Raw genomic sequence first — 23,227 nt, 5'->3', positions numbered from 1 at the left:
AAACAAAATTATTTTTAGTCCTCTTCTTTTTTAATCACCTTTCGTGCTACTTCAATTTTGTACTTTTTCCCTTTTATCTTTTGGTCTTTTATTTTCAATAAAATGGGTTGTACTTTATGAGAACGAATGGCTGCAAAAGAAATAAAATCTTTGACTTCAATTAAGCCAATATCCTCTTTACTTAAATTTGCTTTTTGAGATAAAAAACCAACAATATCTACTTTATTCAATTTATTCTTCTTACCTCCACTTATATATAAAGTTTGAAAAAGAGGTGCTTCTGGTAACTTTTTCGCTTTGGAGACATCCAAAACAAAACCATCATAATCAAAATAGTCCACTTTTTTCTCAGTTTCAGTAACCAAAACATAAGCCGTTCCGGTGGCCAACATACGAGCAGTTCGCCCATTTCTATGAATAAAATCTTCTTCTTTTACTGGTAAATGATAATGTATTACGTGTTTCATTTCTGGAATATCCAAACCACGAGCTCCTAAATCGGTAGTAATTAAATACGAAACGCTTTTATTTCGAAACTGAATTAAAGCCCTTTCACGTTCGTCCTGATTTAAACCACCATGATAGAAAGTTGCTATAATTCCTTTTTTTGTTAACCAATCATAAACCCTTTCGACTGCTTCTCTATGATTGCAAAAAATAATTGCTGCTTCTGATTGTAAGGAGCAAATTAATTGTAAGAGTGTTTCTACTTTATCTTTAGAAGGCGATACAACGATTCGAGTAGTTAAATTTTCATTTGTTTTTTCTTCTTCCGTAAAATCGAGTACGGTTGGATAATTTACGCCTGTAAACTTTGGTATTTCCACTGCAGCAGTTGCAGACACTAAAATACGCTTGTTAATTTTGGGCAATCGTTTGATGATGTAAGACATTTCTTCATGAAAGCCTAATTGCAACGATTTATCAAATTCATCTAATACAAAGGTTTGTATGTTCTTCGTATCAAAACTTTCCCTATCAAGATGATCGGCAATTCTTCCTGGTGTACCAATAAGTAACGCAGGTGGTGCGCTCAAATTTTTTAATTCGGTTTCAAACGAATGTCCGCCATAACAAACATTGGCTTTAAAAGCCGTATTCATTTTTTTCCAAACCTTTTCGATTTGCAATCCTAACTCACGAGAAGGGATTAAAATTAAAGCTTGTACTCCATTTTTTTCCGTTTCAAGCATTTGGTATATGGGTAATAAAAAAGCCAATGTTTTACCAGAACCTGTTGGTGATAGTAACAACACATTAGGATCATTCAAGATAGCCGTTTGAGCCGCTTCTTGCATATCATTTAACTCTTGAATTCCTAAATTCAAAAGCAGCGTATCAGATAAAGAATTATAATTCATTTGGCAAAGATAGTTTTAGAAATTTGAATTACGAATTTTGATAGGCATTTAATAACTGTTTCTTTTTTATTACATTTGAGAAAACAAAACTACCTATATGAAAAAACTATCACTATTCTTACTCTTCTCCACTTTTGTTTTTTCGCAAAACCTAAAAACCCCTTTTGAAAAAGGAAATGGAAATCAATCGACGACTTATGAAGATTGTATTGCTTACTATACACAATTAGCTAATCAGTATCAAACTATACAAATGGAAGAAATGGGTTTGACAGATTCAGGTGAGCCTCTACATATTATTACTTTTTCAGAAAATAAAAACTTCGATTATAGTCAAAATAAAGGCGTTATTTTAATCAACAACGGCATTCATCCAGGTGAACCAGACGGAATTGATGCCACCATGCTATTATTTCGTGATTTGGCAACTGCCAAAATAAAAGTTCCAAAAAATACGATTATTGTAGTCATTCCCATTTATAATATTGGCGGAAGTTTAAATAGAAATTCCCATTCGAGAGCCAATCAAAATGGTCCGGAAGCTTATGGTTTTAGAGGAAATGCAAGAAATTTTGATTTAAATAGAGATTTTATCAAATCGGATTCCAGAAATTCGAGAAGTTTCCAACAAATATTTCATGAAGTAAATCCCGATATGTTTATAGACAATCATGTTTCTAATGGTGCCGATTACCAATACACTTTTACTTGTATTGCCACACAACACCAACGTTTAGGCGGAAAACTAGGAGAGTTTTACAAAAATGAAATGCATCCAGAAATCATGAAAGATTTAAAAAAGAAAAAAATTGAAAGCACACCTTATGTGAATGTTCATGGAGATAAACCTGATGATGGTTTTTCACAATTTATGGATTCACCAAGATATGCTACAGGTTATACCACGCTTTTCAATACGTTAGGGTCGGTACCAGAAACACACATGCTAAAACCTTACAAAGACCGTGTAGCAGTAACTTATGAATACATGTTGAGTACCATTAACTATGTAGATAAAAATTTTTTAAAAATTAAGAAATTAAAAGCCGAAAATCTAAAAAATTATACGATAGGTATGAAATATCCCTTACAATGGGAATTGGATTCTTCAAAAGTTACCAAAATGGAATTTAAAGGTTATCAAGGCAATTATAAAACCAGTGAAGTAACTGGTAAAAACAGACTGTATTATGATCGAAAACAACCGTTTACCAAAAAAATTAATTTTTATAACAATTATAAAGCCACTAAAGAAACAACAATTCCTTCCTATTATGTTGTTCCAAAGTCGGAATGGCCTATTTTAGAATTATTAAAATTGAATGAAATTGAAATGAGTTCTATTAAAAATGATACCATTATTTTAGTAGAAAGTTATAAAATTGCATCTTATGAAACGAGCAAACGCCCTTATGAAGGTCATTATGGTCACTTTAATACAATAGCTACTAAAAACTCACAAGAAGTAACTTTTAAAAAAGGGGATTTTTTAATTAAAACACAACAAAAAGGTGTAAAATATTTAATAGAAACATTAGAACCAGAAGCGGTTGACAGTTACTTTAATTGGAATTTCTTCGATGCCATTTTACAACAAAAAGAATATTTTTCTGCTTATGTATTTGAAGATTTAGCTAAAGAATTATTAGATAAGAGTGCCAAATTAAAAGCCGAATTTGATGCTAAAAAAATGATGGATAAAGATTTTGCTGCAAGTGGAGAAGCGCAATTAGATTGGATTTATAGAAATTCAGAATATTACGAAAAAGCACATTTACAATATCCTATTTATAGAATACCATAAAAATAGAAGCTGGACTAAAAGTAATAAAGCGAACATTCACAATACAATTAATTATAATAAAGTAATTCACTTTTAGCCAGCTTCTTTTGCCTCATTAAGCAATATAATTATCGCTACATGAGAATAAAAACAAAAAAATTATACTGTAATATTTTTATATGATTTTATTGTAGCAATAGCATTCTCTATTGAAATTAATTGAGAGGATAGTAAACCATATAATGAAGGAGAAAGACTGTCATTTTTTAATGCCTCTCTAAATTTATCTAAAGCTGCATTTTCACCAGTTAAACAAGCTTCAATAATAGCATCATTATCATGTCCTGTAATCATTGCTTTGAAATCAATCCAAACTCTATGTATTGCTCCTAGAGGTCCATCAGTTGCTTCGGTTGATTTTCCTAATTTATTAATTTCGTCCTGTAATTGAACAACCATTAATGAACGATCTCTAGCAATTCCTAAAAATACAGTTTTAAGACTACCGTCTTCACTGTTTTCTGCAGCATTGGTGTAGCCTACTCTACCGTCTTCTAAAATTGAAATTAATTCGTTTAAAATTTCGATGTTTTTTTTCGTTTCCATGTGTTTTTGTTTTTTTATTATGTTACAAATTTCAAAAAAAACGAAAACCTATGTGTTATACTATTTTGCGGAAAGTTTATAAAATATAACTATTTTTAATTAAAAATTTGCATAACTGGTAAAGCCTTATTAGTAAAATCCCACATAGCTTGATTTTCCCAAGTGGAGCCATTAGTTGATTGTGGGCCTTTATAACTTATCCATTCACCACCCCAATAACAAAAACCAATTCCTTTGGGAACATGGTTTATAATATTTTTAATTTCTGTCATATACTCTTTTTGTCCATCAGAACTAATCGAAAATTGTGGTAAGTAATCATTTTGATCATACATAATATTATTTGTCCAATCATTATAAGAGGTTGTAAATCCGTATGAAGTTTCTGCTATAAAAATGGGTTTGTTAAATGTGGTAGATAAAGTAATTAAATTTTCTTGCAAAGCATTTAAATCTTTTCCATGCCATTTTGGATAATAACTTATTCCTATAATATCGTAATTTAAAGAATTAACTTGAGAAAAGAACCAATTTGCATTGGCATGTCCTGCAAAATGTAAAATAATTTTGGTCGATACATTAGTTTCTCTAACAGCATTTATACCCGATTGTAATAATTCGAGCATTTGAGGCAAATTATTTACATTTCCTTCAGGCCAAAGAAGGCCATTGTTGATTTCATTACCAATTTGAAGATATTCGGGATTAATCTCATTAACAATTTTCTTAGTGTAATTGTATACACTATCTTTTAAGTTAGAAATTGATAATGAATTCCAAAGTGATGGCTTGATCTGATTAGCTGGATCTGCCCAAGTATCAGAATAATGTACCGTCAATAATACCTTTAATCCTAAACTTTTAGCTTCCTCACTTAATTGTTTGACTGTTTCAAAACTTGAATTGTTAGTAGAAGGATTTTTCCATAAACGCAATCGTATTGTATTTACTCCTTCCGCTTTTAAAGTATGTAAAGGGTCTTCTATTTGATTATTTCTATTTTTTAAAACTATGTTTGTTTGCCTTATTTCTGGCAAAAAAGAAATATCAGCTCCTTTTATTTGTAAGTTATTCTCCTCTATTTTGGGATCATTTCCTAATTCATTTTTAGAGCATGAATAAAAAAAGAAGGCAAAAATTAAAATAAATTTTAAAATTTTCATTGTAAAATTATTTCATAAATAACAATTTTATATTTTCATAAGAGTTTTCAAGCAATTGCGGAATATCACTAGGGTGAATCCATTCTACTTTTTCAATTCCTTCATCTAATTGACCTTTAGGCTTACCTTTAAAAGTCGATTTCATCTCATACCAATAAGTTTGTTTCAATTTATATCTACCATTCCTTTTAAAGACATGATACGTTTTTTGCAATTTTTTTGAAATAGATAAACCTGTAACACCTGTTTCTTCTTCCACTTCTCTCATGGCAGTTTCTTCCATTGTTTCATTTTTTTCAGTTCCTCCTTTTGGCAAATCCCATTTTCCATTTCTGTATATAAAAAGAACACATCCCTCTTCATTATAAACTAATCCACCACCTGCTTTTACAACAGGTATTTTCGCCTTTAAAGTCTTCATCATCAATTTTTCATCAGGATGATATAAAAAAGCATTTTCAATTTTATTTTGAAATAATTTTATAATTAGTTTTTTTATATCAATACTTTCTAAAAGAAAAATTTTAAAATTTGTCTCTTTTTGAACTTCATTTGTTAAAAAAAGTGCCTTATCGTTTACAAAAACTTTATACATTTGCAATATGATTTTTAATAACAACACTGCCGAAAAAACTGCCGAATTGCTTTTACAAATAAACGCAATTAAATTAAATTCTAAAAATCCTTTTACATGGGCATCAGGATGGAAGTCTCCTATTTATTGTGACAACCGAATAATCCTCTCATTTCCAGCAATTAGAAACTTCATAAGAGATGAATTTGCTAAAAATATTGAAGAAAAATTTGGTAAACCAGATGTTATAGCAGGTGTTGCAACAGGAGCTATTGGAATAGGGATACTTGTTGCAGAAGCTTTAGAATTACCTTTTGTGTATGTTAGACCTGAGCCCAAAAAACATGGTAGACAGAATCAAGTGGAAGGCTATTTAGAAAAAGGACAGAATGTGGTTGTAGTGGAAGATCTAATAAGTACAGGAGGAAGTAGTTTACAAGCAATAGAGGCTTTACGAAGTGAAGGTGCTACTATAAAAGGAATGGCTGCTATATTTACTTATGGATTTGATGTGTCGGTTGAACGTTTTAAAGAAGCAAACGTAACCCTTTTTACCTTAAGTAATTATGACAATTTACTTCATGAAGCTGTGAACCGAAAATATATTGATGAGAATGAAATAACTACTTTGCAAGAATGGAAAAAAAGTCCAGCTACTTGGAATACAAATATTTAATAATTAACTAGAAATGAACTTAGAGAGTACAAAAGTTGTAGTAGAAAAATCAAATGAATATATTTTTAATGCATTAACAGATGTAAAAAACTTTGAAAAGTTAATGCCTGAAAATATTGCTAAATTTGAAGTGATAGATGAAAATTGTTTTGAGTTTGGTTTAAAAGGTATGCCAGAAATCAAATTAGTTAAAAAAGAAGCAACTCCACATTCTAAAATTGTTTTAGGAGCGGCATCGAGCAAATTACCTTTTACCTTAACTGGAAATTTAAATACAATTGAAGAAAATAAAACTGAAGTTCAATTATTTTTTGAAGGTGATTTTAATCCTATGATGGCAATGATGGTTAAAGGACCAATAGGTAAGTTCATAGAAACTTTAGCTCAGAACATGCACAAATTATAATTCTTACTATAATTTAATTCTTACAAACTCCTGATTAAACAGGAGTTTTTTTATATATATTTGAAAGAAATATCTTTAATGCTTGATCGAATTAGTATAGTATTTTTATTTTTTGCTGTTTTGGCAGAAATTGTTGGAACCATTGGCGGATTTGGTTCTTCGGTTTTCTTTGTTCCTTTAGCCAGTTTCTTTTTCGATTTTCAAACCGTATTAGGACTAACAGCAATTTTTCACTTATCAAGTAATATTAGCAAAATAGCCCTTTTTAGAAAAGGATTAGATAAGAAGTTATTATTATATATAGGATTACCCTCTGTTATTTTTGTAATCATTGGAGGTATTTTAACAACATACTTAAACACTACTATTCTGAAAATTATTTTAATGTTATTTTTAATTGGTTTTAGTTTGTTATTTCTAATTAAAAAGGAATTAGTAATTAAACCAGAACCTAGAGAATCAATTATAGGAGGGTCTTTATCTGGGTTTACAGCAGGTTTATTAGGAACTGGTGGTGCAATAAGAGGTATAACTATGGCCGCTTTTAATTTAGAAAAATCTGTTTTTATTGCTACCTCTGCAGCAATTGATTTCGCTATTGATTTTACGAGAACTATTGTTTATTTTAAAAATGGGTTTATACACCAACATGATTTAATATATGTTCCATTCTTATTAGTTATAGGTCTAGTAGGTACTTATATTGGAAAATATATCCTACAATTTATCCCTCAGGAAAAATTTAAACAAATCTCATTAGTATTAATTCTTTTAATAGGAATAATAATGGGTATACAAACTTATATAAACTAAAAAAAGTGTTGAATTACTTCAACACTTTTGCATTTTAGGGTGAAAGACGGGTCTCGAACCCGCGACCTTCGGAACCACAATCCGACGCTCTAACCAACTGAGCTACAATCACCATTTGGTATGCTTTTGAAACTAATATTATTCTTATTTTAAAAAGTGAATAAGCATAGCCTCATTTGCGAGTGCAAATATAGTAGTTTATCTAAATCTGACAAAAAAAAATTAAACTTTTTTATATTAAATTTTCTAAGCTACTGACTGCCAAACATCTTTCTACAGTAAAACCTTCAGCATATTCAACTCCAATAAGTCTTCCGAGGTCTTGAGCACGATATTTTATGGAATCCAAAAAGTTTTTTGAGGTTATAGGAGTAACAGGTTCTTTTGAATTTGGATCATAAAATTGAGTTCCATATGCTAAAACACTTTCCATTTTTATATCTATAAATCCGGTGATGTCTACAGCAAAATCGGGTTCTATATTTTTCCATTGAATATAATGATACACCATTTTGGGCCTCCACGCTTTTTGAACCACACTATCTAATTCTGTTTCAATCTTAATTAAACCTGACAAAAAACAAGCATCACTCACTAGTTTGCTTGCTTTTCCATGATCAATATGTCTATCATCAATTGCATTACACAAAACAATCTCAGGTTGGTATTTACGAATCTTTTTTATAATTTCTAATTGATGAAATTCGTCATTAACAAAAAAACCATCTCTGAAAGATAAATTTTCTCTTACTGATACACCTAAAATTTTTGCAGATTTTTGTGCTTCTTTATCTCTAATTTCAGCAGAACCTCTTGTTCCTAATTCTCCTCTAGTTAAATCAATTATTCCTACTTTCTTTCCAAGTGAAATTTCTTTGGCAATAGTTCCTGAACAACCTAATTCCACATCATCAGGATGGGCTCCAAAAGCTAATATATTTAATTTCATATTTTATTTTCAACTATATTTATACTGAGTAAAAACTACACTTTTAACTTAATAATTTTACTCATGGTTTCTAATTTATTCTCTGTTTCAAAGAATTCTTTTTCAGGAACACTATCTTTTGTAATACCACAACCTACATAAAAATGCAAGTTATCTTCTTCTATTTCAATACACCTTAAATTTACAAATAAATTCTTATTTTTAGTGTTCCATTCTCCTAAATAACCAGTATAAAACTTTCTATCATAATTTTCATTTTGAATGATAAAATTATAAGCTGGTTCTTTAGGCAATCCACAAACCGCTGGTGTAGGATGCATTTTTTTTACAATTTCTAATGAGTTACAACTATTTAATAGATTTGCTTCAATAGTTGTTTTAATATGTGCTAAATTTCCCGCTTGAACAGTAAAAGGTTCAGAAACCATTACTTTTTCTGCAAAAGGTTGAATTTCTGATACAATATAATCTGTTACAAATTGTTGTTCTTGTTTTTCTTTATTTTCCCAAAATAAATCTTCTTTATATACTTGTGTTCCAGCTAATGCAACCGTATATAATATATTATCATCAATATTAATTAATTGTTCTGGAGAGGCACCCATCCACATTCCAATTTTTGGATGATAAAACAAATATCGAAAAGCCGATTTGTAAGTGTTTAACATATTTAAATAAGATGCTTCAAAATCTATTTTAAAATGAAGTGAAACTCTTCTTGATAATACAACTTTAGAAAAATAAAGATTTTTAATAGCATGAATTCCTTTAGAAACTAAATTTTCAAAATCCTTTTTATGCTTTATTTTAAAAGAATCTTTTTCAAAAACACCTAAATTAGAATTATAATACTGTATTTCCTCAGATAGAAAAATACTATTCGTTTTAGGAATAATATATCTATGCTCTTTATTAAAAGAAACGAAAACAAAACCTTCTTGACCTTCAAAAGAAACCAAAGTATCATCTTTTTGAAAATAGGCATTTAAAGTTGAACTATTTGAGTTAGCAAAAAGGACAAAAGGTTTTCTTGCCTGATAACTAATTCTCGCTTTAGTAATAATATCTTGCATTACACTTTTCTTCTTGGTAAAACCATATTGGTTAATTTACAAAGAGAAATTAACGAATCGTTTTCATCTACAATTCTTATTTCCCACAAATGAATACTTCTTCCTTTATGAATTATTTTTGCCGTAGCATATACCGTACCTTCTCTTTTACTTTTTAAATGATTAGCACTAATTTCAATACCTCTTACTTCAAATTTTTCAGGATCGATAAACATAATTGAAGCAGCACTTCCAACACTCTCAGCAAGCGCAACTGAAGCTCCTCCATGCAATAATCCCATAGGTTGGTGCACTCTAGGGTTAACTGGCATTTTAGCAGTTAAAAAATCTTCACCAGCATCAATATATTCAATCTCTAAAGTTTGCATTAAGGTATTTTGAGATAATTGAGTACAAACTCTAAGTATTTCTTCTTTATTAAACATTTTTTATTAATTTTCGCAAAAATACAAATTAATCTTTTTTTGGATAGCATAAGAAAATAAGATTAATTTCGTTTTATTTTTAAAAATAGTACATTTACCAATATAAAATTGCTAACGATTAAGAAACAATGAAACACTATTATTATATAGTAATTCTAATATTTATTACAGTTACTTCTTGTAGAAATGATTTTGATTTTGAACCGAGTGTTGGAAATTTAGAATTTTCAAGAGACACTGTTTATCTAGATACCGTATTTACTAACATTGGCTCTAGTACTTACACACTAAAAGTATATAATAAAAGTGATAAGAATATCTCTATTCCAAAAATTCAATTAGGAAAAGGATTAAATTCAAATTACAGATTAATGGTTGATGGTTTACCGGGAAAAATATTTGATAATGTAGAACTTTTAGCAAATGATAGTTTATTTATTTTTGTGGAAGTAACCTCTGATGTTGCCGATGCTAATCCAACCGATTTTCTATATACGGACCAAATCCGTTTTGGAACAGATAGTAATTTTCAAAAGGTGGAATTAGTTACATTAATACAAGATGCTTATTTCATATATCCTGAAAGGGTACAAAATCCAGATAATACATATACCTATGAAAGCGTAAGTTTGGGTGTTGATGAAAACGGAAATCCAGTAACTATTAAAGCAAGTATTTTATCAAATAATGACCCCATAAATGGAGATGAATTGCATTGGACTAATACAAAACCGTATGTAGTGTATGGTTATGCGGTTGTCCCAAATGGTGAAACTCTTTTGGTTGATGCTGGAGCACGAATACATTTTCATTCTGAATCTGGATTGATTGTTGCTGATAATGCTTCTTTACAAATTAACGGAAATTTATCTACAACCGAAGCCTTAGAAAATGAAGTTATTTTTGAAAGCGACCGATTAGAGCCTGATTTTTCTGAAGTACCTGGACAATGGGGAACAATTTGGTTTACACTTGGCAGTATAAACAATTCTTTAAATCATGTAACTATAAAAAATGCTACTGTTGGACTTTTTGTAACAGGAAATGAAGGAAATTCAAACTTAAGCTTAAATAATATTCAAGTTTATAATTGCAGTAATGTGGGTATTCTTGCAAGAACAGGATTTATAACAGGAAAAAATATTGTTACAAATAATTGTGGTGAAGCTAGCATAGCTTGTACTTTTGGAGGAAATTATGATTTTAAACAATGTACATTCGCGAATTATTGGTCGTCCCCTAGCCAATACTCACTTTATTTAGATGATTATAATGGAGCAACTGAATATACATTAAATGCAATTTTTGAAAATTGTATTATTTATGGATCTACTAATAAAGCACTTGCTTTTGAACAAGAAGGTGTAGATACTAATTTTAACTATCAGTTTAATAATTGTTTGATTCGATACAATGAATTAAACAATCCACTTTATCCATTTAATTCATCTAAATTTTCTAATTGTTTAATTGCTACATCAAGTTTAGTTAACAATCCAAAATTTGCCAATCCAAATGGAAATGAATTAAATATTGAAGAAGATGCAGCAGTAATTAATCAAGGCATTAATTTAAGCCCAAACTTCAATGATATTAAAGGAAATCCTAGACCTACAGGAACAAATACTAACCCAGACATTGGAGCATATCAATTTATAAATTAATATAATTTTTCTAAATTTTTTGATAATTATTTAGTTATTTAAATAAATTATTAAACATATACATAATTTGATGTTTTTTTAGTATATTTGGTTAAACAACCTAATATCTACTATTATGAAAACAACTCTACCCTTTTTGTTTGTATTTTTTTGTTTATCTTCTTGTAAAGACATTACTCCAAAAGCAGATGGCGAATATAATTTAGAAATTCCCGAAGTAATAGTTCAAAATCAGTTACCTCCTGATTCTGCTACTGTTAGTAAAGCATGGGAAAAACACATGACTCCTACTAAAACTCATGAAATAATGGCTAATGATAACGGCCGTTGGGATGAAGAAATTACTTTTTGGGCTCACCGCAAAAGTGAACCCAATACTTTCAAATTAATGGTTGAAAATAAAATGATTCTAGGAGGAAGATATCAAGAATCTATTCATAAAGGTCTTATGATGGGGATGCCTTTTGAAGGTAAAAGTACTTTGGCTTATGATAATACCGCTCAAGAATATGTTTCTACTTGGATAGATAATATGGGAACAGGTATAATGGTCATGAGAGGACAATTTAATCCAAATACAAAATCTATTCATTTATCAGGTACAACAATTGACCCACTTACAAGAAAAGAAAAGAAAATGCGTGAAATATTTACCTACATTGACAACAATACGCAAAAAATGGAAATGTACGATATCGATTTTGATGGTAAAGAATTTAAAAGTATGGAAGCGATATTAAAAAGAAAATAAGTAATTTAAAAGAATTTAATATTAAGAAATTATTAATAAGTGTGTTAATAAATTAATAATACGTTAATTTTAGATTTGTTTTTTGTCTATAGATTTGCTAAGTAACTAATAAACAATAAACAAATGAAAAAAATTAACGTATTATTTGCAATTTTAATTGCTTCTTTAAGCTTTGGTCAAGCACCAAGTGGTTATTATTCTTCTGCAACTGGAACGGGTTATACTTTAAAGACTCAATTGTATAACATTATTAAAAATCATACGGATAGAGGCTACAGTGGTTTATGGACAACCTACAGCACTTCTGATAGAGATCATCAAAATGAAAATGACAATACCATTTTCGATTTATATTCTGAAATTCAAAACGGCAAAGATCCTTATAATTTTACTTATGGAACCAATCAATGTGGTACATATTCCGTAGAAGGAAATTGCTATAACAGAGAACACATGATACCTCAATCTGTTTTTAATTCTTCTGCACCTATGGTTTCAGATGCACATCATATTCCTCCAACTGACGGTAAGGTAAATGGCATTCGATCTAATTATCCTCATGGAAATGTAGCAACAGCATCCACTACCACTAAAAATGGAAGTAAATTAGGAACAAGTGCAGTTTCTGGTTACAGCGGTACTGTTTTTGAACCTGCTGATGCTTTTAAAGGAGATATTGCAAGAATGTATTTTTATTTTGCTACAAGATATGAAAATACAGTTGCTTCTTATACTTATGATATGTTCAATAAAACAAGCAATCAAGTTTTTACTACTCCCTTTCTGAATATGTTATTAGCTTGGCATGCTCAAGATCCTGTAAGTGCAAGAGAAATTGAAAGAAATAATGCAATTTATGCAAGACAAGGTAACCGAAATCCTTTTATTGATAACCCTAGCTATGTAAATGCTATTTGGGGAGGAACATCTAGTGGTGGATCAACTGGTGGTGGATCTTCAACAGGTACAAAAAGTGATTTATACTTTTCAGAATATGTAGAAGGTTCATCTAATAACAAAGCTTTGGAAATAAAAAATGAAACAGGTGCATCAATAAGTCTTAGTTCATATTCTATCAAAAAACAAACTAACGGTTCTGGTTCATGGAGTTCGGGATTAGCATTAACAGGATCACTAGCTAATAATGGAAAATTTGTAATTGTAAATAGTTCAATTTCTTCTACTTGCTACACAAAAACAAATGCTAATATTTCTACTTCATCTACCGAATTAACATTTAATGGTAATGATGCGGTTGGTTTATTTAAAAATGGCGTCTTAATTGATATAATTGGAACATTTAATGGTGGAACTTCAAATTTTGCTGCTGATGTTACGCTTAGGAGGAAATCTACAGCAACAGCTCCAAAATCAACTTATTCTAGCACAGATTGGAATACTTATTCTGTAGATTCATGTAGTGACTTAGGTAATAGAACCGCTCAAGAAGTAAATAATACTTCTCAAATTGAAATTCTTGCATATCCAAATCCTAATAAAGGAACATTTACTTTATCCTTTAGTGAAAAGAATGAAACCTATTTGATTCAAATTTACTCTCTTTTAGGTCAAAAAGTTTTTGAAAAGAATGTAACAAGTGAAAATGAAATACAAATAAACAACCTAACTCAAGGTATATATCATGTTACCGTTTCTAATCAAAGCAATAATAAAACTTTACGAATAATTGTTGAATAATCACTAGAATAAATACTAAATACCTACTGTTAACAAATGGTAGGTATTTTTTTATTAAGTTGCTAAAAATATACTTTGAACTTCAGTTTTTTTAAAATAAATTTGCAACATCAACAACAACTCCTGAGGTGAACCCAGCTTATTAGGAACACCAAAGAATAAAACAATACAACACAATGATTCATTTCTTCGGAAACGAAAGTAACACTGTTTTTGCGGTACAAACGCAAAACGAACTTTCGGCAGAAAACATTTCAAAATTAAATTGGCTTTTTGGCAACACCCATAAAATAGAAAAATCCGTACTTACGGATTTTTTTGTTGGACCAAGAGCAACTATGATTACACCTTGGAGTACCAATGCGGTAGAAATCACTCAAAATATGGGTATCAATGGCATTCTTCGAATTGAAGAATTTCAAAAAGTTGAGGCCGATTTTACTGATTTTGACCCCATGTTATCTCAAAAATATGAGGGCTTAAATCAAACTATTTATACCATCAACATTCAACCGGAACCCATTTTAGAAATTGATGATATTGCACAATACAATCAAACGGAAGGTTTGGCTTTAAATGATGAAGAAATTGAATATTTAAATAACTTATCCCTAAAAATTGGTAGAAAATTAACCGACTCAGAAGTATTTGCCTTTTCTCAAGCAAATTCGGAGCATTGTCGTCACAAAATTTTTAACGGCACCTTTATTATTGATGGATTGGAAAAAGAAACTTCTTTATTCAAATTAATCAAAAAAACTTCTGCTGAAAATCCGAATGATATTGTTTCTGCTTATAAAGATAATGTTGCTTTTATTAAAGGACCAAAAACAGAACAATTTGCACCTAAATCGGCAGATAAGCCTGACTTTTATGAGAAAAAAGAGTTTGAATCCGTACTTTCTTTAAAAGCCGAAACTCATAATTTCCCTACTACTGTAGAACCTTTCAATGGTGCAGCTACAGGTTCGGGAGGAGAAATTCGTGACCGATTGGCAGGTGGCCAAGGTTCTATTCCTTTAGCAGGAACAGCTGTTTATATGACATCTTATTCTCGTTTAACCAATAACAGAAGTTATGAAAACGGAATGGCTGAGAGAAAATGGTTGTATCAAACTCCTATGGATATTTTGATTAAAGCTTCTAATGGAGCTTCTGACTTTGGTAATAAATTTGGTCAACCTTTAATCACAGGTTCTATATTAACTTTTGAGCATGAAGAAGAAGCGCGCAAATTAGGATATGATAAAGTCATTATGCAAGCGGGTGGAATTGGATATGGAAAACTAGATCAAGCCATTAAAAAGAAACCGCAAACAGGTGATAAAATTGTCATCTTAGGAGGCGAAAATTATAGAATTGGAATGGGTGGCGCAGCTGTTTCTTCAGCAGACACTGGTGCTTTCAGTTCAGGAATTGAATTAAATGCTATTCAACGTTCTAATCCTGAAATGCAAAAAAGAGCAGCCAATGCCATTCGTGGTTTAGTAGAAAGCGATAATAATCCAATTGTTTCTATTCATGATCATGGTGCTGGTGGTCACTTAAACTGCTTATCTGAATTAGTAGAAGAAACGGGTGGTTTAATCGATTTAGATCAATTGCCTGTTGGAGATCCTACCTTATCGGCTAAAGAAATTATTGGTAATGAATCTCAGGAAAGAATGGGATTGGTTATTGGAAAAGAAAATATAGACACTTTGGAACGCATTGCGGAAAGAGAGCGTACTCCAATGTATCAAGTAGGTGATGTAACGGGTGATCATCGTTTTACTTTTGAAAGCAAAACTACAGGTGCCAAACCAATGGATTATGCTTTAGAGGATTTCTTTGGAAGTTCACCAAAAACGATCATGACCGATTCAACTATAAAAAGAAACTATACTGAAATCGAGTATTCGCAAGAAAACATATCTACTTACCTTGAAGAAATCTTAAAGTTAGAAGCGGTTGCTTGTAAAGACTGGTTAACCAATAAAGTAGATCGTTGTGTGGGTGGAAAAGTTGCTAAACAACAATGTGCAGGACCTTTGCAATTACCATTAAATAATGTGGGTGTAATGGCCTTAGATTACAAAGGCAAAGAAGGAATTGCAACATCAATAGGTCACGCTCCTATTGCTGCTATTATTGATCCAAAAGCAGGAAGTAGAAATGCCATTGCTGAGGCTTTATCTAATATTGTTTTTGCTCCGTTAAAAGACAATTTACAAAGTGTTTCTTTGTCTGCCAATTGGATGTGGCCATGTAAAAATGAAGGAGAAGATGCACGTTTATATGAAGCTGTGGAAGCGTGTTCGCAATTTGCAATCGAATTAGGAATTAATATCCCAACGGGCAAAGATTCGCTTTCGATGAAACAGAAATATCCAAACGATGAAGTTATTGCTCCTGGTACTGTTATTATCTCTGCTGTTGGGAATTGTAATGACATCACTAAAGTAGTAGAACCTGTATTTCAAAAAGAGAAAGGTTCTGTATATTATATCAATTTATCACAAGATTCTTTTAAATTAGGTGGTAGTTCTTTTGCTCAAACACAAAATAAAATTGGTACAGAAACACCTACCATTTTAGATAGTAATTTCTTCAAAAATGCATTTAACGCCATTCAAGAAGCCATTAAAGCCAATGCAATTGCAGCGGGTCACGATATTGGAAGTGGTGGTTTGATAACGACTTTATTAGAAATGTGTTTTGCCGATATTCAATTAGGCGCTACATTAGATTTGAGTTCGTTAAATGAAACCGATGTAGTAAAAGTATTGTTCTCAGAAAATATTGGAATTGTTTTACAAGCCAATGAAGATTCGGCTTTTGAAAAAGCAATGGAAGGGATCGAAATTTTTAAATTAGGAAAAGTTACTAACAGCGGAACTTTGGACCTTGGATTATTAACTTTCGATATTAATAAATATAGAGAAATGTGGTTTGAAACCTCTTTCCTACTCGATCAAAAACAAACTAAAAACGGAAAATCGTTAGAGCGTTTTGAAAACTTTGCAAACCAACCTTTACAGTATACTTTCCCAAGTCATTTTACAGGATTAGCTCCTGTCACTTCTGGAAAAACAAGACCAAAAGCAGCGGTTATTCGTGAAAAAGGAAGTAATTCAGAACGTGAAATGGCAAATGCGATGTATTTAGCAGGTTTTGATGTAAAAGACGTACACATGACCGATTTAATTTCGGGACGTGAAACTTTAGAAGACATTCAATTTATTGGTGCTGTTGGAGGCTTTTCAAATTCTGACGTTTTAGGAAGTGCTAAAGGTTGGGCTGGAGCCTTTTTATACAATGAAAAAGCCAATACCGCTTTAAAGAACTTCTTTAAACGTGAAGACACTTTATCGGTGGGCATTTGTAATGGTTGTCAATTAATGATGGAATTAGAATTAATTCATCCAGAGCATGAAGTTCATGGTAAAATGCTACACAATGAATCACATAAACACGAAAGTGGCTTTACTTCCGTAACCATTCAAGAAAACAATTCGGTGATGTTAAAAACCTTAGCAGGAAGTACCTTAGGTGTTTGGATTTCACATGGAGAAGGGAAATTCAATTTACCTTACAGTGAAGATCAATACAATATTGTAGCCAAATATGGTTATGAAGGCTATCCAGCGAATCCAAACGGTTCCGATTACAATGCAGCGATGTTGTGTGACAATACTGGAAGACATTTAGTAATGATGCCACATATTGAGCGTTCTACTTTCCCTTGGAACTGGGCACATTATCCAAAAGACAGAAACGATGAAGTTTCTCCATGGATTGAAGCTTTTGTAAATGCAAGAGAATGGATTGAAAAAAGAAAATAAGTTTAGAAAAATAAGCTCTTTAAACAGCCTCAATATGACAATTGAGGCTGTTTTGTTTTTAGAAATGTTTTATATTTACTTTTTTAAAAGTAATTATAATTGAATCAAAAAAAATGTATTTGGTGTTTAAAAAGTGAAGACAAAGTAACTTTTATTAAAAAAGCTCATACAATCCCCAAATCTCTTGGTGGACAGCGCTTCAATAAAAATGTATGTGACGATTGTAATGAATATTTTGGAAAAACTACAAAAAAAAACGGCTATTCGATTGAAGAAGCTTTAAAAGAAACTTTTTGTTTATCAAGGCAAAGGTTTTTAATTAATAGAAAAACGAAAAGACAGATTGGTAAGTTTAAATCTAAATTTTTTGACATTAAAGAAAGGAATGGTAAAACTAGAATTGTAATAAAACGAACATTTTTATTAAAATCTGATTTTCAAAAAGAATCATGTATAAATTTTAAACGAGGTTTAGTAAAAATGTGGTTTGAAGAGTATGATAGGCAAACAAATCATCTTTTATGTTTAGATTCTAAATTTGATTACATTAGAAACTTTGCTAGATTCAATAAATATGATATTCCAATTTTATATTTTGAAAGAAATATTGGCATCTTTATAATGTTTGAAAGAGAATCTGAAACTCCAATATTAATGTTTGATAGGATGGAGTATTTATATGATGATGATTTTTTTACTGAAATTGAGTTTCTCGGACATGTTTTTTCAATACCAAAAAAAGAATATTCAAAAGAAAATTACCTTAATTATATCAAAAAATCATTTGATTTAAAAAAAGGTATTTTTAAAAATGCCATCTTAATTAGAAAGTTAATTGATGTTGATTTTACATTACGGATAATTGATGAAAAATAATTATAAAATGATAATAAAAAAACTACTTCAAACCATAATCATAATTTTTTCTATTACTACTTTTAGTCAAAATATATCAGAAATTAACGCAGCCCTTAAAATTACAGATAGTCTAACACGGAATTGGAAAATCTATGATTTTCAAATAGTTCTACCATTTTGGGAAGAAGCGAAGCGTTTGCCAAAATAAGGAATTGGAAAATCTATGATTTTCAAATAGTTCTACCATTTTGGGAAGAAGCGAAGCGTTTGCCAAAATAAGGAATTGGAAAATCTATGATTTTCAAATAGTTCTACCATTTTGGGAAGAAGCGAAGAAATCATAGTATTTAGTTCTTTTTTTATTTAAAAAGGGTTTTTTCAAAACAAATTTATAATTTTCTAACAACTAACAACTAACAACTAACAACTAATTCCTAAAAAGATGTATTACGCAGTAATTTTTACTTCAATAAGAACCGAAAATGACAATGGTTATGCTAAAATGGCTGAAAAGATGGAGGTTTTAGCGCGATTACAGCCTGGATTTATAAGTGTTGAAAGTGCTAGAAATGAAATTGGCATAACTGTATCGTATTGGGAAAGTTTAGAAGCGATTCGAAATTGGAAAACCAATATTGATCATTTGGTTGCTCAAGAAAAGGGGAGAAGTACATGGTATAAAAACTACAAGGTGAGAATCGCAAAAATAGAGAGAGAATACGATTTTGGATTCTAACAAAAACAAAAGAGGTTTAATATTTAAATTAAACCTCTTTTTATAGACCTATATAGAAATATTTAATTTACAATAATCTTTTTAGTGATTGTAGCATTTTCAGATGCTACTTTTACCATATAAAAACCACTATTTAAATTATTTATTTGATACGTTTCATTAGAAATTGTATTTAGATTTTTAATTTCTTGTACAATTTGCCCATTGATATTGTAAATCACCATTTCTTTTAAAGAGGTTGGTGAAGATATAAAAACTGTATTATTGTTTGTTGGATTAGGATAAATCAATAAACCATCTAAAGAAGCAAAATTTTCAGAACTTAAAACAGCACATTGTGAAGACCAAATTTGACATACATATTCTGGATGATCTATGTAAGGATTTCTATTATTTTGAAATACAAAAATTGCGTTATTTCTATTAATTTCTTTTGTACTAACAGGATCTTGTAAATGCCACTTCAATAAAATATTTAAAAAAGTATTTGAAAAAACTTTATTTGTTGAACCATCAAACATGTTTTTAGATTGCACAGAAGCACCCGTATAAAAATTATCCATTAAATCTTCATAACGAGTTGCAAAATATAAGATACAACGTGCTATATCTCCTTTGAACTCATCTATAGGTTCAAAAACAGTGCCAGTATAACCAGATGAATAGCCAGAGTTTAAATTCGAACCTAATTTTGAACCATTTTGAGATGTATAACTTGCTATGTTAACAACTCCAAAAGGGTAATTATCTCTAATTCCATTAACTTTTCCATCAGTTGGAATTACAAAATTAGGATCATTTTTCATTGGATTAACTTGATAATGATCAAAATAAGCCTGAGGTACTAAATGTTCTCTATTGTAGCAATCACCTTCGTTAGAATAGGTTCCACATTGACCATTATTTGCTCCTAAAGCCGTATTGTAATTGAAATTATATGAATCTGAAGCTGCTGGGTTTTCTGAATACATGTCAACAATGGTATTGTCATTTTCATAACCTATGCCCATATCCCTGTCTGTTGTTCCATAAGCAGTCCATAACCCATTATTGGTTGTGCTTGTTCCGCTACCATAACCTCTGTCAATATGAAGATACTCTGTAGGCAATCCATCATTATTATCATCAATAATTTTTTTCAATTGCGTTTTTAAAGCATATCCTGTACCTGTAGCAGAGTCATAATATCCTGCTGGAATTTGAGAGAAACTGTATGTTAGAAATAATAATAGTAATAGAGTAATTTTGTTTTTCATTTTTTTTATAGTTTACGTTCTAATAGAGCCATATAAAATCCGTCATAACCACTTTCATGAGCTAAAACTTTGTTTTCTTTTACAAAAGTAAAGTTTTTTCCTGCATCTGTGCTTAAGAAATGCTTAACTTGTTCTTCATTTTCAGAAGGTAAAACAGAACAAGTAGCATATACCATTTTTCCACCTGGTTTTACTATTTTAGAATAGTTTTGTAAAACTTCTGCTTGTACTTGTTTTATATTATCGATAAATTCAGGTTGTAGTTTCCATTTACTATCAGGATTGCGTTTCATAACGCCTAATCCACTACATGGAGCATCTATTAATACACGATCTGCTTTTTCATGTAGTTTTTTTATCACTTTAGTAGAATCAATCACACGAAATTCAACATTGTGAACACCATTTCTCTTAGCACGCAATTTTAATTGCTTTAATTTACTTTCATAAATATCCATAGCAATCAATTGGCCTTTATTTTGCATTAAAGAAGCTAAATGTAATGTTTTACCACCTGCACCTGCACAAGTATCAACTACTCGCATTCCAGGAGCTACATCTAAAAAGTAGGCCACTAATTGAGAAGAAGCATCTTGTACTTCAAAATAACCTTCTTTAAATAAATCGGTCATAAATACATTGGCTCTTTCCTTTAAAATAAGTGCATCAGGATAGTCTTTGGATATAGAAGTTTCTATATTTAAATCCATTAATTGCGCTCTTAATTTTTCCTTAGTTGTTTTTAGCGTATTGACTCTTAGAATTACTTCAGCTTGTTTATTTTGCGCTTCTAATTCTTTAGACCAAGTTACTTCACCTAGTTCCTCTATACCCAATTCATCCATCCAATCAGGAATAGATTCTTTGAATTTTCTAATCTTTGATAGCTCATCAAAACGGCCTTTAATTTTTCTCGTTGGAGTCGATTCAAAATATTTCCAATCAGGAAGCGTGATGCCTCTTAAAACGGCCCAAACAGCAAAGATTCGCCAAACGTTATCTCTATCGTAAGGTTCTTTTACTTCTGCAATTTCAGCATATAACCTTTTCCAACGTACAATTTCATAAATGGTTTCTGCTACAAATTTTCTATCGTTGCTACCCCAACGTTTATCTTTTTTTAAAGCACGAGCTACTACTTTATCTGCATATTCTCCTTCATTGAATATAGCTAATAAAGAATCAATAACCGTAAAAACTAAATTTCTGTGTAATCTCATTTTTATTTAATCAGCCTGCAAAGATAGTAATTTAAACAAAAAAAGCTGTCTTAGAAGACAGCTTTCTTTCTATATTTCAATATTATCCTCTTCCACCTCTCTGTGAATCACCTCTTCCATTAGCACTTCTATTATTACTCGAACTACCATTCTGTCTAGAAGAACCACTGTAACTTCTGTTAGTGCTTTCTCTTTGGGAGCTAGAACTTCTTGAAGTGTTCATTTGGGCATTATTATTACGGGTTGCTGATGAACTTCTAATTGATTCATAATTTCTTGTGGAACTCGAATTTGATCTCGTTGAAGAATAATCTCTAGGAGTACTTGTAATTGATTTTGTATCTCTTGTTGAAGAATAATTTCTTGTTCCATTGGTGTTGTTATCTCTTGTAGAGGAATAATTTCTAGTAGAGGATGTATTGTTATCTCTTGTAATAGAAGAATGCCCTCTTGTAGTTGCCACATCCGAGCTTGAATTTCTTGTAGAAGTATAACCTCTCGTAGATCCTTCAGTATTTGTTCTTCCTTCTCTTATTTGACCCGATGTTCTATTATTGTTATATGCTAATTCTCTTGAACCTGGAACTCTTGTGCTAATTGATCTATTTTGATCCATTTCATATCTATTGCTATATCCAGAATTTCTATGACTAAAGGAATGGTTTGGATATCTTCTCTCATAGCCATTGCATCTTCTTCCATAATAAGTATTGTAAGCATAAGCACATCTTCTGGTAGTAACATAGTGATAAGAATGACCAAAATTAATGTGAACTGCTATATGATTTCTATATCTAAAGATAGGAAAAGGTCTCCAATAAGTGTAATAAGTAGGATAGTAATTCCAATACCAGCTTGAACAGTAAGGACGATAACTACTTACCCAAAAGGTAGTATAGATTACAGGTCTGTGTACATAAACAGGTTCATATATATAATTTGATCCATACATATATACATCTCCCACAACTTGTACTTGTACATTATTATTGTTGTCTCTTTCTACTTCAATAGAAGCAACATCTTGATAAATGTCTTTATCTAAAACAGCTTGAATTACTATAATATGTGCAGCACCTTCTACCGATTCAATAACACGTAAATAATCGACATAATTGTCATTATTTAAATCTAAATTTGAAATTTGAGATTTTGGATCATTTAATCTTCTTTCAAAATCTTCTAAATCTGAAGCATCACCAAAAATAGTAGCTACTGCTCTTAAATCCAAATTATCACTTATATCACTGCTATTTGCAGTTACTGTTGTTTTATCTTGCGCAAAGGAAGTCACAGCAAAGAAAAAACTAAATATTCCTGTAAGTAAATTCGTTTTCATATTATTCATGTTTTATGTTACATGAATTATAATCCAATTATTGTGCCAAAAA

At 30.6% G+C, this 23,227-nt stretch carries 21 protein-coding genes and 1 tRNA gene; 11 read left to right on the top strand and 11 right to left on the bottom strand.

Features of this window, described 5'->3' with window-relative positions:
* Positions 1-14: 14 nt before the first annotated feature.
* Positions 15-1,361, bottom strand: coding sequence for a DEAD/DEAH box helicase (locus HALO113_RS02285; RefSeq protein ID WP_159777478.1), 1,347 nt, complete (start codon positions 1,359-1,361; stop codon positions 15-17).
* 97 nt (positions 1,362-1,458) lie between these two features.
* Between HALO113_RS02285 and HALO113_RS02280 the strand changes: the two genes are divergently transcribed.
* A complete protein-coding gene (locus tag HALO113_RS02280; protein ID WP_159777477.1) occupies positions 1,459-3,165 on the top strand; it encodes a M14 family metallopeptidase in 1,707 nt (568 codons plus the stop codon).
* 138 nt (positions 3,166-3,303) lie between these two features.
* Here the strand turns inward: HALO113_RS02280 and HALO113_RS02275 are convergent, their stop codons facing one another.
* From HALO113_RS02275 to HALO113_RS02265, 3 genes are all read right to left on the bottom strand, one after another.
* Positions 3,304-3,750 (bottom strand): PA2169 family four-helix-bundle protein, encoded by a 447-nt coding sequence (locus HALO113_RS02275; protein ID WP_159777476.1) that lies wholly within the window; start codon positions 3,748-3,750, stop codon positions 3,304-3,306.
* A 95-nt stretch (positions 3,751-3,845) separates the two neighbouring features.
* On the bottom strand, positions 3,846-4,913 hold the full coding sequence (locus HALO113_RS02270) for a glycosyl hydrolase 53 family protein (RefSeq protein ID WP_159777475.1): 1,068 nt from the start codon (positions 4,911-4,913) through the stop codon (positions 3,846-3,848).
* A gap of 7 nt (positions 4,914-4,920) precedes the next feature.
* A complete protein-coding gene (locus HALO113_RS02265) occupies positions 4,921-5,508 on the bottom strand; it encodes an NUDIX hydrolase (protein WP_159777474.1) in 588 nt (195 codons plus the stop codon).
* 7 nt (positions 5,509-5,515) lie between these two features.
* Here HALO113_RS02265 and pyrE point away from each other — a divergent pair, with 7 nt between their 5' ends.
* The 3 genes from pyrE (at position 5,516) to HALO113_RS02250 (ending at position 7,382) form a co-directional block, all read left to right on the top strand.
* On the top strand, positions 5,516-6,163 hold the full coding sequence (gene pyrE / locus HALO113_RS02260; protein WP_159777473.1) for an orotate phosphoribosyltransferase: 648 nt from the start codon (positions 5,516-5,518) through the stop codon (positions 6,161-6,163).
* A gap of 13 nt (positions 6,164-6,176) precedes the next feature.
* Positions 6,177-6,569: an SRPBCC family protein gene (locus HALO113_RS02255; RefSeq protein WP_159777472.1), complete on the top strand. Its 393-nt coding sequence runs from the start codon at positions 6,177-6,179 to the stop codon at positions 6,567-6,569.
* A gap of 78 nt (positions 6,570-6,647) precedes the next feature.
* Complete coding sequence (locus HALO113_RS02250; protein ID WP_159777471.1) at positions 6,648-7,382, top strand: sulfite exporter TauE/SafE family protein; 735 nt, start codon at positions 6,648-6,650, stop codon at positions 7,380-7,382.
* Between the two features lie 37 nt (positions 7,383-7,419).
* On the opposite strand, the gene HALO113_RS02245 is transcribed toward HALO113_RS02250, so the two are convergent.
* The 4 genes from HALO113_RS02245 to HALO113_RS02230 all read right to left on the bottom strand — a co-directional run bounded on the left by HALO113_RS02245 (position 7,420) and on the right by HALO113_RS02230 (position 9,829).
* Positions 7,420-7,495, bottom strand: a tRNA-His gene (locus HALO113_RS02245).
* A gap of 119 nt (positions 7,496-7,614) precedes the next feature.
* On the bottom strand, positions 7,615-8,331 hold the full coding sequence (bshB1, locus tag HALO113_RS02240; RefSeq protein WP_159777470.1) for a bacillithiol biosynthesis deacetylase BshB1: 717 nt from the start codon (positions 8,329-8,331) through the stop codon (positions 7,615-7,617).
* 35 nt (positions 8,332-8,366) lie between these two features.
* The gene (locus HALO113_RS02235) at positions 8,367-9,404 is read right to left on the bottom strand and encodes a chorismate-binding protein (RefSeq protein WP_159777469.1); all 1,038 of its coding nucleotides are present in this window, start codon (positions 9,402-9,404) and stop codon (positions 8,367-8,369) included.
* Entirely contained in the window at positions 9,404-9,829 is a 426-nt protein-coding gene (locus HALO113_RS02230) for a PaaI family thioesterase (protein ID WP_159777468.1), read from the bottom strand. The genes HALO113_RS02235 and HALO113_RS02230 overlap by 1 nt, the downstream gene beginning before the upstream one ends.
* Before the next feature lie 128 nt (positions 9,830-9,957).
* Between HALO113_RS02230 and HALO113_RS02225 the strand changes: the two genes are divergently transcribed.
* From HALO113_RS02225 to HALO113_RS02195, 7 genes are all read left to right on the top strand, one after another.
* A complete protein-coding gene (locus tag HALO113_RS02225) occupies positions 9,958-11,493 on the top strand; it encodes a hypothetical protein (protein ID WP_159777467.1) in 1,536 nt (511 codons plus the stop codon).
* Positions 11,494-11,608: 115 nt separating this feature from the next.
* On the top strand, positions 11,609-12,244 hold the full coding sequence (locus tag HALO113_RS02220) for a DUF1579 domain-containing protein (protein ID WP_159777466.1): 636 nt from the start codon (positions 11,609-11,611) through the stop codon (positions 12,242-12,244).
* Between the two features lie 123 nt (positions 12,245-12,367).
* Positions 12,368-13,942 carry an endonuclease gene (locus HALO113_RS02215; protein WP_159777465.1) on the top strand — a complete coding sequence of 525 codons (1,575 nt, stop codon included), beginning with the start codon at positions 12,368-12,370 and terminating at the stop codon, positions 13,940-13,942.
* 176 nt (positions 13,943-14,118) lie between these two features.
* Positions 14,119-17,766 carry a phosphoribosylformylglycinamidine synthase gene (gene purL / locus HALO113_RS02210; protein WP_159777464.1) on the top strand — a complete coding sequence of 1,216 codons (3,648 nt, stop codon included), beginning with the start codon at positions 14,119-14,121 and terminating at the stop codon, positions 17,764-17,766.
* A 99-nt stretch (positions 17,767-17,865) separates the two neighbouring features.
* On the top strand, positions 17,866-18,642 hold the full coding sequence (locus tag HALO113_RS02205) for an HNH endonuclease (protein ID WP_159777463.1): 777 nt from the start codon (positions 17,866-17,868) through the stop codon (positions 18,640-18,642).
* Positions 18,643-18,649: 7 nt separating this feature from the next.
* The gene (locus HALO113_RS02200) at positions 18,650-18,832 is read left to right on the top strand and encodes a hypothetical protein (RefSeq protein ID WP_159777462.1); all 183 of its coding nucleotides are present in this window, start codon (positions 18,650-18,652) and stop codon (positions 18,830-18,832) included.
* 234 nt (positions 18,833-19,066) lie between these two features.
* On the top strand, positions 19,067-19,360 hold the full coding sequence (locus HALO113_RS02195) for an antibiotic biosynthesis monooxygenase (RefSeq protein WP_159777461.1): 294 nt from the start codon (positions 19,067-19,069) through the stop codon (positions 19,358-19,360).
* 62 nt (positions 19,361-19,422) lie between these two features.
* On the opposite strand, the gene HALO113_RS02190 is transcribed toward HALO113_RS02195, so the two are convergent.
* The 3 genes from HALO113_RS02190 to HALO113_RS02180 form a co-directional block, all read right to left on the bottom strand.
* Complete coding sequence (locus tag HALO113_RS02190) at positions 19,423-20,616, bottom strand: endonuclease (RefSeq protein ID WP_159777460.1); 1,194 nt, start codon at positions 20,614-20,616, stop codon at positions 19,423-19,425.
* 5 nt (positions 20,617-20,621) lie between these two features.
* Positions 20,622-21,836: an RsmB/NOP family class I SAM-dependent RNA methyltransferase gene (locus HALO113_RS02185; protein ID WP_159777459.1), complete on the bottom strand. Its 1,215-nt coding sequence runs from the start codon at positions 21,834-21,836 to the stop codon at positions 20,622-20,624.
* An 82-nt stretch (positions 21,837-21,918) separates the two neighbouring features.
* Positions 21,919-23,175: a hypothetical protein gene (locus HALO113_RS02180; RefSeq protein ID WP_159777458.1), complete on the bottom strand. Its 1,257-nt coding sequence runs from the start codon at positions 23,173-23,175 to the stop codon at positions 21,919-21,921.
* Between the last annotated feature and the right edge of the window lie 52 nt (positions 23,176-23,227).

The sequence above is a fragment of the Flavobacterium sp. 9AF genome, assembly GCF_902506265.1.
Taxonomy (GTDB): domain Bacteria; phylum Bacteroidota; class Bacteroidia; order Flavobacteriales; family Flavobacteriaceae; genus Flavobacterium.
The sequence above is the reverse complement of the archived record's forward strand: the minus strand, read 5'-3'. Positions and strand labels throughout refer to the sequence as shown.